This is a genomic window from Bacillus sp. CH_70 (genome assembly GCF_038007045.1).
In the GTDB taxonomy this organism is placed as follows: Bacteria; Bacillota; Bacilli; order Bacillales; family Bacillaceae_G; genus Bacillus_A; species Bacillus_A cereus.
This window is the reverse complement of the sequence record NZ_JBBOWL010000001.1, coordinates 536,974-549,986: the sequence shown is the minus strand read 5'-3', so window position 1 is coordinate 549,986 and position 13,013 is coordinate 536,974. Positions and strand designations below refer to the sequence as shown.

Here is a 13,013-nt window from a genome sequence, read left to right as displayed (position 1 = left end):
TAAAGAATTGATACATATCTTTTTCATTCTATATAAATTAAATAATTAAAACAATGTATAAAAATGTATATTATTCGAAATATTATAATTCATAGGAGAACCTCTAGTATTTCACTTACTAGAGGTTCTTTCCACCTTACTATTCTTTATCTACTTCTTTTTTCTCATCTTCTACTACAGATACAACAGGTTTATCGCTTGATAATTGTTGTACCGCTCCTTTTCCTGCAAATCCTTCTAATAGCTCTTTTAAGTCAATGCCAGAAGAAGCTTTTAACGTTTCTTGCATCGTTGCCATTAAATCAGTCGCATAACCCGCAACTTTTCCGGCCCCGCTATTTTTACCACCGCCGCCTGTATCGACAACTGTGATTTTATCAATATTACTAAGCGGACTTGCAAGTTCCTTCGCATAACTTGGAAGCATTTTAAGAACCATATCCATAATTGCCGCTTGACCATATAATTCAAATGCTTCTGCGATTTTTTGTTTCGCTTCTGCTTCTGCTAAACCTTTTAATCTAATAACATCTGCCTCTGCTGTTCCTTGCGCTTTTTGTACTTCCGCTTTCGCTTGACCTTGTGCTTTTTCAATTTCCGCCTTCGCTAAACCTTCTACACGTACTTCTTCTGCACGTGCTCTCGCTTCTGCTTCAATCTTATATTGATCCGCATCGGCTTTTTTAATTTGTTTTACTTTTTCTGCTTCCGCTGATTGCTCAACAGCATAGCGATCTGCATCGGCTTTTTTCTTAACTTCTGCATCATATTGCTTTTCACGACGCGCAATTTCTTTTTCTTCTAACTCAATTTGCTTTTCACGCTCAATGATTTTAACGCGCATTTGCTCTTCTGTAACACCTTGTTGTGCTTTCGCTTGTTGTAATTCGTAAGAAAGATCCGCATCTGCACGCGCTTGTTCTTGTTCTCTCTTATAAGACTGTACTTTTAATTCTTTATGTTTTTCAGCTTCAGCGATTTGTGCATCACGTTGATATTCTGCTTCTTTTGCCTCTTTTTCAGCACGGGCTTTTTCAATACGTGCTTCTTTTTCACGCTCTGCATTCGCAATTGTTGCATCACGCTTAACTGTCGCAATTTGGGGCTGACCAAGCGCATCTAAGTATCCGTTTTTATCCATTATTTCTTTAATTGTGAAAGAAACAATGCGAAGTCCCATCTTCTTTAAATCTGTAGAAGCTACTTCATGTACCTTTTGAGCAAATTGCTCTCTATTACTATACGCATCTTCTACTGTCATAGAAGATAAGATAGCACGGAGATGCCCTTCTAAAACTTCTTTTGCTTCTATTTTTAACTCTTCTGTTTCTTTTCCTAAATATTGTTCAGCTGCTGTGGAAACTTCTTCAATTGTTGATCCCACTTTAATAATAGAAACACCGTTTACTGTGATCGGTACACCTTGTTTCGTATACGTATCACGTGTACCAACTTCTAATTTATAGTTTAATAAGCTTAAAGGCTCTGCTCTCTGCATAATTGGAACTACGAAAGTACCGCCCCCGCGAATAATCTTAATCTTCTTTCCATCATCAGTGGTAACTACATTCTTTCCTCCACCAAGCCAGTTCCCTGTAACAATTAACGCTTCATCCGGACCAACCGTACGATACTTCGTAATAAATACTAAAATGAGTAGAATTAAAATTGCGAGTAAAACTCCACCGATAATTAATGGAATCGTCATGTAAATTCCCCCTTATAATTTTGGTTTCTTTAAAGAATAAGCGATGTTTTGTACAAGTAAAACACCATCTTGGACTCCCTCGATAATAACCTCTGTTCCTTGCGAAATATCTTTTTTTCCAACAGTTTTAGCTGGGATTGCATTACTTCCAAATTGGGATGAAATTAATACTTCACCAAATCCTTCTGTAGGAATTGTCGTAATGACTTCTCCTTTGCAACCGATAAATTCATCCATACGTTGCATCGTATTTTGTTCTGCTTCTGCAATCGGTTTTAAAATTAGTATTTTCATGATGAAAACACCGATAAAAGATATAGCAAATGCAGCCCCGAAAATAGTAATACTATTAAAGGAGAATAAGTACTCTCCTATATAACTAAGCCCACATAACATGGCGAAAAAACTAAGTAATAAAGTAACAACGGATACAGATCCGCCCCCAAAACTAAATATCGATTCAAATATATCTCCAAAAAAGATATAAATAACAGTGAGTATAGTAGCAATAATAAATCCATATAAATAAATTGTTTCAAGTGGATAACCAAACAAAGCCATTTCTTATCCCCCTCTCTTAAACAATCCCTTTTTTGTTATGTGTATGCCCCACCTCTTTCAAAGATTATTGTTCTTAATTTTCAGTCATTTACCTTTTAAATAAAAGCCTGTAAGACAGGCCTCTAAAAAAGAACAGGAGAAACCTATTGTGACAGGCTCCTCCTAGAAAATAACCGATATATTATATATCTATATAATATACTATTTTCCACAAAAAGTAAAGTTAAACATACATTGGAAAAGCACTTATTTTACTGACAATTCGTATGTTCCATCGCCATTATCATATTTATATACATACAAGTAATACTTACCTGGTTTTGCATTAAATTTTGCTTCTATATGATTCCCATTAGCTTGACCGTAAGCCGCATAATTTTGCATATCTGATTCATGGTGAAGTACCCACGTCATCCCAATTCCATACTCATTTAAAACAGAAATGTCGATATCTTTCGCTGATGCTACATTAAATGTATAAACATCAGTGTGGTCCCCGCCAATAAGACTACCTTTTATAGTACTATTTAGCTCGATACGATTTGCTTCCTCTGGACGATTATTTGGTTCTGATTCTGTTAAACTTCCATCTTTAATCGTAACAGTTGTTTCGCTTCTGCTCTCTTTTCCTTTATCGTCTTTTACTCTTAACGATACTTTATAAGAACCTTCTTTTTCATATACATGTACTGGATTCACTTCTGCACTTGTGCTTCCATCTCCAAATTCCCATAAATAAGAAACAATTTTTCCATCTTCATCGTTTGAACCATCACTTTTAAATTGAATTCCCTCTTTTACAAGCCCATTATAAGGGCCATTTATATTAACTGTTGGAGCTTTATTTTCTCCATCATCTTTCGCAATTCCATGGAAGACTACATCATATTCAAATTCATTTGAACTATTCACACGATAATTAACGAAGTAAGCTGTAACAGTTTTGTAGCCACTCCATTCTTTTTGCGCCAATTGTTCTAAAGATTCATTTACTCTTTTACTCATCGCTTTCCAATCTTCTGATTCACCTTTTGTGACACTTCCTGTATACGTACCTTCTAATGTAAATGTATTAAAGAATTGAGAATTATGTTTTGTCATTTTTGTATCTTTCATAGGCAACGTATCACTAATTTCTTTCTTCACCGCTGTTAATGACTTTGTTGCATGTTCAGCTAAATAATCATCAGCTACTTCTGGTACAGTGTATGTATCTTGATTATCAATTAACTGCTGCATATACTCTTGATACTCTTTATTTAACTTAGGATCTTTACTTAGATTTTCACGATATGCATCATAATTTTTCACGTCATTCGCACGAATCAAATCTTGAATTTTATCAAATGTTTCAAACTGATGCGTATATAAGTAAGACTGCAATGCGAACGAGTAATTATAGAAATCCCAAGAACCGTATTTAGCAAATAGTGTACGCTCTGCTGTATAACGGCTTGCAGGATCAGATGATAATCCGCTAATTATACTCTTTCTTGGTACAACGTTATTCGTACGAGTAGATCCTGCGAAAAACTCTGCATTTCCTTCTTGGAACCAAGTTAACCTTTCATTTTGATACATATCTCCTCTTCCAAATAGACCTGGTACTTCATATCTACCTTGCAGGTAATGAGTAAATTCATGACGGAATAACTCTTCTAAACTATAAATACTTTGCTCTGGTGTACGCTCATATGTAAAGAATGTACCTGTCTCTTCAATATAAATTCCACCGTTGTTTGTTTCATATCCATACAATTGTCTATTTAACTGATATTCATCTGGACTATTATAAATTACGATCGTTAATACATCATCCGCATTTCCTGGCTCTAACGCTTTGTCATTTCCAATTACACGGTGATACTGTGCCTTTACTTCCTTCGCAGCCCAATATAGTCTCTTAATTTTTTCTTCTGATACTTTATCTCCTGTTTTGAACACAATTGATCCATCGTCGAATGTATACGTTTTTGGTAAGTATTGCTCTTTTCCTTCTTTACGTATTTTCTCTAAATCTACTGTATTCCCGCTATAATCTTTACCATTATAATTTGTTGTAATTTGTTCTACCGCAACAAAATACGGTTCACTTAAGCGCGGGTACATATGCATCGCTTGTGTAACAACCTCTAATCCTTTATTTGGATTGATATGAAACTTCCCTAAACGGCTAGCAAAATAAATGCCATTATTAACGAGCCATTTATTTTCTGGCGTTACTTCATTTAGAAGAGCAATACGATTTATTTCATTAATAAACCCATCTACTTTTCCATACCACATCGTTTCATTCGCTTCTTTACGAGCCTCAGTTAAGTACGACTGTATATCATAGTCAATACCTTGCATAATATCGTATATTGCTTGTCCCTTCATTCGATCATTTACATAAGTAGTATAATTATCATTGTATTGCTTTAAAATATTCGATGCGTATTGAACCGTTTCAACATCGCTTGAAGCATTACTAATTAATTTACCGTATGCAGATACGACTGTATCTTGTTCAACTGTACCAAGCTTAAAGTTTGGATTTTTTGCGATTGCTTTTAAAGCAGGTAAACATTTATCCTGGAAGCTTCTTTCATTTAAGTCGCTTAATTCACTATTATAAAATGCAAGATAAAAAGCTGAACGCAACACTTCAGTAAACGTTTGAATTCCTTTTGAATCATCTTTCGTAAATGTACTACCTCTATGAGCTAATTCATCTATAATGACTTGCATTTTTCCTTTATCTTTATAAAAAGCCTTTGCATCTTCATTAAACTGGAATAAGTCTGTAATTTGGTGCCACTTAATACTGCCTAACGTTTCAACTAATTCTTGATCATTCATTTTGTTTAAATCAGCCATTGAATAGCTTTCTTTAACTTGCTTTACTGCAGTTTTCTTCGTAATAGATGCTGGTCGCTGTGAAAAATCTCCTACTTTTAAACGTTCTTGAAATGATAAAGTTTCATCAACTTTTGAAATATGTCCAACTTCCTCTACCGACTTTTCAATTCCAACCGGTTTCGTTTTCAACACGTTATACGGTACTTTTTCTTCCGCTGCTGCATGAGTTTGAAGTGCCCCTAACGATAAAGCCATTGTACTAATGCTAAGCATCACTTTATTGATCTTTGATTTCTTGTTCATATCCTTGCCCCCTATTTTAATATTCCATTCAAGAATTTAACATAAAATCTGGATGTAACAATATAAAATGCAATATTTCATATTATTTCTTCCTATAATTTGTACATATCGTGAACGCATTGCTCTTTACCTCCCTAAAACAAATTACATCCTTTCACGTTATAAAAAGGGAATTTTTTGACAATTAAAAACTTAATTGTTATGATTATTATAATTGTTAACTTTATTAAATAAGGGTGGGATTCTATGATAAAAAAAGAAAACAGCGTATTTTATATCTCCTTCTTGCTAACAACATTATTCATTATATGGGGAATTACCCCAGCAAGTTGGATACAAGGCTACGATTTACAAAGTGTTACATCTTCTTTAAACTCATTTATCCTCAATAAATTTGGGTGGTTTTACTCTCTACTTATGACTACAATGATTATTTTGGCTGCTTATTTAGCATTTTCTAAGTACGGTTCTATTCGTCTTGGTAAAGATGGAGAAAAGCCAAAATATAATTATCCATCTTGGCTATCCATGTTGTTTGGAGCAGGAATGGGAATTGGACTCCTCTTTTATGGAATCGCTGAACCGATTTCACATTTTACAGATCCATTAACAGGAAAAGCAGGTACAGAAGAAAGCGCCAAACTCGCTATGCAATATTCATTTTTCCACTGGGGACTCTTTCCGTGGTCACTATACGCAATGGTCGCTTTAACAATTGCATATTTCACATTCCGCAAACAAAAAGGTAGCACTATCGGGGCTACAGTTACTCCATTATTTAATCGATCGAAAAATTCCCGTATCGGAAAAACAGTTGATATTTTAGCTGTTTTAGCCACAGTGTTTGGCATTGTACCATCTGTTGGGATTGGTGCTCAACAAATTGCTGGAGGATTAAGCTATTTATTCCCTTCCATTCATAACACTTTACTTACCCAGCTCGTACTTATAGCTATCTTCGCTGTTTTATATTTAACAAGTGCACAAACTGGCTTAGATCGTGGGATTAAATATTTGAGTAACTTGAATTTCTCTCTTGCAGGTATTTTACTCATCTCTTTCTTACTTTTAGGGCCAACCGTATTTATTATGAAATATTTCACATCTACACTCGGTTCTTATATTGGAGCTTTGCCTAGTATGGGATTAAATTTAGGAGCATTTAATGAAAAATCTTCTTCTTGGATTGAAAATTGGACTATTTTCTATTGGGGATGGTGGATTTCTTGGTCTCCATTCGTCGGCACATTTATCGCACGTATTTCTAAAGGGCGTACAATAAAAGAATTTATTTTTGGAGTTGTATTAGTCCCAACTCTTATCTGTACATTTTGGTTTGCAGTATTTGGTGGTACCGCAATTCATATGGAAATGTTCCAATCGCTTGGAATAGCTGATGAAATTGCAAAAAATGGTACAGAGATTGGATTATTTGCTATTATTTCACATCTACCATTCTCTACATTTTTAACGATTATCGGGTTAATTTTAGTAGCCACATTTTTCGTTACTTCTGCTGATTCAGCAACATTTGTTGTTTCCATGCAAACGAGTAACGGAAGCCTATCACCGAAAAATAGTTTAAAACTTATATGGGGATTAACAATCGCGATAATTGCCGCTATTTTATTACAAGCTGGAGGATTAAATGCACTACAAATCGCAGCTATCATCGCAGCACTACCATTTTCTATCGTAGTCGTTCTTATGGTCATTTCGCTCTTTAAGGAGCTGCGAAAAGAAGATGTTAATTTGCAAACAAAAGAAGTATCTCAAAAAATAAAAAAGGTTATGTAACGATTAGCACCTCAAATTACTTCTGAATCCGTAACAACTGAGGGAAAAGTAGATTAATAAAACCCATTCGTATGAAATATAATTTTCATACGAATGGGTTTTCACTCTATTATATAGTGTTGTAAACATGCCTTCTCCTCAAATCCTACTTTCTTGTACAATTTCATCGCACGATCATTATTCGTATTCAAACATAATTCTATCTCCTTCATTCCTTGGAAGGAAATAATATACTGAATTGCCTTTTGTAATAACCGCTCTCCGACACCTTTTCTTCTACTATTTTCAGCGGTTGCAATAAATTCGATATTCGCTTCTTGAAACTCTGGATTTACTTCCACATATACATAACCTTCTAACTTATCATTCTTCATACTTACAAATAATTTATTCGTATTACTTAAACGTTCAATAATTTCGTTTCCGTCATAATACGTATTAGAAAACACATGATTGTGTAAAGCGATAAACTGCTCAAACACTTGTGGTAAAGCCTCTTCTACATTACATATAATACGGTGCTCCACAATATTATTTAAAACGAGAATACTATGTCGACCTTGTTCTTTTGCATGTAAATTCCTCATTAAACGGGCACAATTATTATTTTCCACATGATAAAAACCATAAAATCTCTCAATATGAAAAGGCACCTTTTCTATAAGTTCCTTCCACATATGTAAAGCAACTTCTTCCCAATTCTCTGCGATAATAAACGGCCCCCATATCTCTGCACATTTCTTTACTTCATCCACATCAAATCCTAATAAACCTATTAAATTATTATTCTCATAAGTAGCAACAAAAGATTGTTCCCAGCCTATATCTGAAAAATCATGAATAATTGTCTGTAACAACTCCTCTTTCTCATCTCCACAATAGCCAACATGGTGAGTAGCATCTTTATTCATATTCGCAATAAATGCTGCCACCTCTTCAATTTTCAAAATAGAACTGACATACATAACCTCTCCTCCTTCACTAATATATTCACACCTTTTCCATTTATATCCTTCTAAAAAAAACATCACCATAAGCATATTTCAAAATGAAATCGCCATGATAATGTCTTCTCAAAAACTCATATAATCATCTTACGTTATAATAAGATAAAACGTTTTTTATTTCTTAAATAATCTCTTTCTAAATACAAACATACTCAGTGCTGAAAGAACTAACGCTATGCCTGAAAGTAATGTTGATGTATTCTCTTGTCCACCTGTTGCTCCTAATGATTTCTTACTTTCTTCTTGCTTATTAACAGCTGGTTTATTTTCTTTCACAACTTGATTATTCACGTTTTGTTCTTGGACTACTGCTGATTGATTTACCGCGTCTTTTGAACCTTCAATTTCTTTTCCTGTTTCTTTTACCTCCGCTTTCGATCCTTCAACTCCTGTTGTTGGCTCGTCCACTTCCTCTTTCGCTTCTTCAACTTCTTTCGTTGGCTCTTTTACTTCCTCTTTTACTTCCTCTTTTACTTCTTTTACCGGTTCTTTCACTTCTTCTTTTGTACCTTCAACTTCTTTTACCGGTTCTTTCACTTCTTCTTTTGTACCTTCAACTTCTTTTATCGGTTCTTTCACTTCTTCTTTTGTACCTTCAACTTCTTTTATCGGTTCTTTCACTTCTTCTTTTGTACCTTCAACTTCTTTTACCGGTTCTTTCACTTCTTCTTTTGTTTCTTCAACTTCTTTTGTTGGTTCTTTTTCTTCTTCTTTTGTTTCTTCAACTTCTTTTACTGGCTCTTTCACTTCTTCTTTTGTTTCTTCAACTTCTTTTACCGGCTCTTTTTCTTCTTCTTTTGTTTCTTCAACTTCTTTTACCGGCTCTTTCACTTCTTCTTTTGTTTCTTCAATTTCTTTTACCGGCTCTTTTTCTTCTTCTTTTTCCACTATATTCTGTATAACTGTTCCGTTAAACCTTATGCTAATTTCATCAGAATCTAAATCAAATTTATACACCTTTTCACCTGGGGTACTCCATTTTATTACTCCGTTATTAAACGTCCCTCCCTCACTTACCAATTGAATATTTTCAATACTTTCTCCTTCTAAATCATATACAGGAACTTGAATTTCTTCGTTTATTTTTGCATCATTTAAAATGATATTTTGTCTTCCAACATCAATTGTAAACCACTGACCTAATTGTATTAACGGCCTTACATCACGAATCTCATTTCCAGCTAAATTTAAGCTAAATAAGTTTAGCATGGAACCAATAACCGTTACATCTTTAATATGATTGTCCGCAAGATTTAACCACTGTAAATTTTCCAATGAAGATAGTGGTGTTATATCTTCAATTTGATTATGAGATACATTCACATTATTCAATTGTTTCAAGTTTGAGATAAACTCAATATTTTTCAGGCCTACTCCTTCTAAAGTGAGTTTTTCTAAGTTCGTCATGTATTCTAAACCTGTTATATCTTTTATCTCATTTCCTTTTTCTTTAAGTATCTCTAATTTTTTAATCTGTAATAAATCTTCTTTTGTGATAGGAGCGTTTACATTCTCTCTACCTAAATTCTCTTTATTAATATGTTGTTGTAAAGTTTTATCGAGAATTACATTTTGACTTTCTTTTTGTTTTTCAACTATATTCTGTATAACCGTGCCATTAAATCTTATTTTACTTTCAGTAGAATTAGTATCTAGTTTAAATTCATATATTTTTTCTCCAGGACTATTCCATTTTATAAATCCGTTATTCAGAGTAGCCCCCTCACTTTGTAGATTAATATTTTGAAGTGGCTCTCCTTTAAGGTTGTATACTGGGATTTTTATTTCTTCATCTACACTTGCTTCATTTAAAAAGATTTTTTGTCTTTGAATGTCAATTGAAATTCGCTTACCTAATTCCTCAACAGGCCTTACGTCAAAAATTTCATTTGCTCCAAGATTTATCTCATGTAAATTTGTTAAAGTGCTCAACGGCGATATATCAGAGATATAATTCTCTTCTAAATTCAGCACTTGTAAATTTCCTAATTGAGATAGTGATGATATATCTTTTATTTCACTATCAGAAATTTCTAGTTCAATAAGATTACTCATTTTACTAATAGATTCAACATTATTAATTTTATTGTTCCCTATCCATAATAGTTCCACATTATTTAATCGATCAATTCCCGTAAGATCACTGATTTGATTATTTGCTAAGTATAATTGTTTCATAGTTGATAATGTAAATAATGGCTGGATATCTTTAATGTTATTACCGATTAAATCTAATGTTTTAATTTTTTTCATTTTACTTAATGGTGTAAGATCAGAAATTTTATTATCTCTTAAAAAAAGCATATTAATATTCTCTAACTGCTCAATTGGGTGAATACTTTCAATTGAATTAGACGTTAAATCAACGTACTTCAAACCTCTCAATTTCGAGATGGCTGATATGTCTTTTACATTAGACTCTCGTAACGTCAACTTCTCTAAGTTTGTCATATACTCTAAACCAGTTATTTCAGTTATTCCTTTTCCTGAATAAATGGATAATGTTTTAATTTGTAATAAATCTTTCTTTGTGATTGGCGCATCTACATTATCTCTATTTAAGTTATATTTATTAATATATTTTTGTAATTGCTTATCTAATATTACATTTCCGTTTTCATCTTGTTGCTCCTCTTTATTTTCCTTTTGTTTTTCTGGAACATTGTTCTCTAAATTCAATGTATTTACTTCAAACTGTACTTGGTACTTATTATCATAGGCCATTGTTGGAATATAAATATGCATTCGCATATTATACCTTTTTCCTAATTCCCCTACTTCAAACTGAATCACTTTCGTTCCATTTTTCTTTTTATCTTCTGATATTACTTTCACATCATGAAACACACCTGGAGTATGAATATCCTCTGTTTTCAAGTATTGAAAGAAATCACTATCACTTAACGTTGCTGTTACAATTTTCTTTCCATTCTCAATTGTTAATTTCGGATCCTTTATATAAACAGCTGCCATAGACTCTTCATTCGTTTTATCTTTATAGGCTTTAATAACAGCGTCATATGTACCATCTTCTAAACCTTGTCCCGTTTTATTCGTCTCAATTGCTACTGCCGCTAAAGCAGGTGTTGAATACACAGCAAACGGAAGTGATAACGCCGCCGCTATAATCATTGCATTTATACGTTTTCTTTTATTTTGTTTCAACTTTACATCTCCTCTGAAATATATAATTCGAAATGTAATCATTTCTCGAATAAATGATAATGATTTTCATTATCATTGTCAACTAAAAAAATAAAAAGTTTACAAAAAAAGAACCTCTTTGAAAGAGGTTATGCCATTTTCTCACCTGATTCTTCTCTAAAAAAGCTTTTCATCGCATGAAATACGTCTGCTTTTTGCTTTAAAATATAGTATCTAAAGTTTTCATCTTTAATATTTTTATAGGCTGACATGAGTGTACTGTGGCGATTGTATTGGTTCACTTCCCCATATCCAAACATATTACATTTCTTCATTAATTCTTCCACAAGCTTTACACATCTAGCATTATCTGATGTTAAATTATCACCATCTGAAAAATGGAATGGATAAATATTATAGCGGTCTGGTGAATATTTATTATCGATTAGCTCGAGTGCTTTTTTGTATACGGAGGAGCAGATTGTTCCACCACTTTCTCCTTTTGAAAAGAATTCTTCTTCTGTAACGACTTTCGCTTCTGTATGATGAGCAATAAATTCAATATCAACTGTTTCATACTTTGTGCGTAAAAATCTTGTCATCCAGAAAAAGAAGCTACGTGCCATATACTTCTCCCACATTCCCATCGATCCACTCGTATCCATCATCGCTAAGACAACAGCCTTTGAATCTGGCTTTAATACTTCATTCCAAGTACGGAACTTTAAATCTTCTTGATGAATTGGATGGAAAGATGCTTTACCACGCATCGCATTTCGTTTATATGCGGATATCATTGTTCGTTTCTTATCGATATTTCCCCATAATCCTGTTTTTCTAATGTCATTAAATTCAACATGTTCAATCCGGTTTTCATCTATTTCTTTTCTCTTTAAATTAGGCAGCTCTAACTCTCTGAAAAACGCTTGCTCTAATTCTAAAATAGAGACTTCAGCTTCATAGTAATCTTCCCCAGCTGCATCTCCTGCTCCTTGCCCTTTTCCTGGCCCTTTTTGTTTTTGACCACCTGATCCATCTCTCGCAACGACATCACCAACTTTGCTGTCACCGTTTCCTTGCCCTACATGTTTATTTTTATCATAATTGTATCTAATCTTATATTCATCTAGAGAACGAATTGGTATTTTTACAACATCCTTGCCATTAGACATAACTATACTTTCTTCTGTTACAAGATCGGGTAAATTATTCTTAATTGCCTCTTGTACTTTTTCTTGATGGCGCTGTTGGTCGTCATATCCTTTGCGATGGAGGGACCAGTTTTCCTGTGAAATCGTATAATTTGGTTGATTTTCTTCGCCCATTCCTTTCCCTCCTTACTGTAATTGTCTTCCTGTATGAACAGCAAGCTACAAATTTTGTTCTGTAATGTGCAAGCTAGAATATTTGAAAGGTAACTGCCCATAGAAAATCATCCCATAAACATTTATAACGTTTTTCATACAATACCCCGAGCATCCTAAACAAAATTTTGCCACTCACATAATAGAAAGAAATATTCAGCCACTGATAAGAAAGAAACACAATGCATTGTTGCACACATTTTTACTTTGCAACATATTGTATTGTGTTGGCTTTTTTCGTATGAATGGTTGGTTACTCTATCATATGCATATTGTAAAAATAATTGA

Annotated in this window: 7 protein-coding genes; 1 reads left to right on the top strand and 6 read right to left on the bottom strand. The window is 33.5% G+C overall.

The window, feature by feature from the left end; genetic code table 11:
* Window positions 1-139: 139 nt before the first annotated feature.
* From N2V79_RS02815 to colA, 3 genes are all read right to left on the bottom strand, one after another.
* Complete coding sequence (locus N2V79_RS02815; RefSeq protein WP_000154998.1) at window positions 140-1,708, bottom strand: flotillin family protein; 1,569 nt, start codon at window positions 1,706-1,708, stop codon at window positions 140-142.
* Between the two features lie 12 nt (window positions 1,709-1,720).
* On the bottom strand, window positions 1,721-2,269 hold the full coding sequence (locus tag N2V79_RS02810) for an NfeD family protein (protein WP_001173146.1): 549 nt from the start codon (window positions 2,267-2,269) through the stop codon (window positions 1,721-1,723).
* A gap of 246 nt (window positions 2,270-2,515) precedes the next feature.
* The gene (gene colA, locus N2V79_RS02805; RefSeq protein WP_340719550.1) at window positions 2,516-5,413 is read right to left on the bottom strand and encodes a collagenase ColA; all 2,898 of its coding nucleotides are present in this window, start codon (window positions 5,411-5,413) and stop codon (window positions 2,516-2,518) included.
* Window positions 5,414-5,659: 246 nt separating this feature from the next.
* Between colA and opuD the strand changes: the two genes are divergently transcribed.
* Window positions 5,660-7,210 carry a glycine betaine transporter OpuD gene (gene opuD, locus N2V79_RS02800; RefSeq protein WP_069354927.1) on the top strand — a complete coding sequence of 517 codons (1,551 nt, stop codon included), beginning with the start codon at window positions 5,660-5,662 and terminating at the stop codon, window positions 7,208-7,210.
* Window positions 7,211-7,311: 101 nt separating this feature from the next.
* On the opposite strand, the gene N2V79_RS02795 is transcribed toward opuD, so the two are convergent.
* From N2V79_RS02795 to yhbH, 3 genes are all read right to left on the bottom strand, one after another.
* Window positions 7,312-8,175, bottom strand: coding sequence for a GNAT family N-acetyltransferase (locus N2V79_RS02795; RefSeq protein ID WP_000289531.1), 864 nt, complete (start codon window positions 8,173-8,175; stop codon window positions 7,312-7,314).
* A gap of 156 nt (window positions 8,176-8,331) precedes the next feature.
* Window positions 8,332-11,382, bottom strand: a complete 3,051-nt coding sequence (locus N2V79_RS02790) for a leucine-rich repeat domain-containing protein (protein ID WP_340719549.1) — start codon at window positions 11,380-11,382, stop codon at window positions 8,332-8,334.
* Between the two features lie 128 nt (window positions 11,383-11,510).
* Window positions 11,511-12,686 carry a sporulation protein YhbH gene (gene yhbH, locus N2V79_RS02785; RefSeq protein ID WP_000503516.1) on the bottom strand — a complete coding sequence of 392 codons (1,176 nt, stop codon included), beginning with the start codon at window positions 12,684-12,686 and terminating at the stop codon, window positions 11,511-11,513.
* Between the last annotated feature and the right edge of the window lie 327 nt (window positions 12,687-13,013).

Coding starts and splice junctions, on each gene's coding strand:
- N2V79_RS02795 (WP_000289531.1), bottom strand. CDS start 8,175: ATGTATGTCAGTTCTATTTTGAAAATTGAAGAGGTGGCAGCATTTATT.
- opuD (WP_069354927.1), top strand. CDS start 5,660: ATGATAAAAAAAGAAAACAGCGTATTTTATATCTCCTTCTTGCTAACA.
- N2V79_RS02815 (WP_000154998.1), bottom strand. CDS start 1,708: ATGACGATTCCATTAATTATCGGTGGAGTTTTACTCGCAATTTTAATT.
- colA (WP_340719550.1), bottom strand. CDS start 5,413: ATGAACAAGAAATCAAAGATCAATAAAGTGATGCTTAGCATTAGTACA.
- N2V79_RS02810 (WP_001173146.1), bottom strand. CDS start 2,269: ATGGCTTTGTTTGGTTATCCACTTGAAACAATTTATTTATATGGATTT.
- yhbH (WP_000503516.1), bottom strand. CDS start 12,686: ATGGGCGAAGAAAATCAACCAAATTATACGATTTCACAGGAAAACTGG.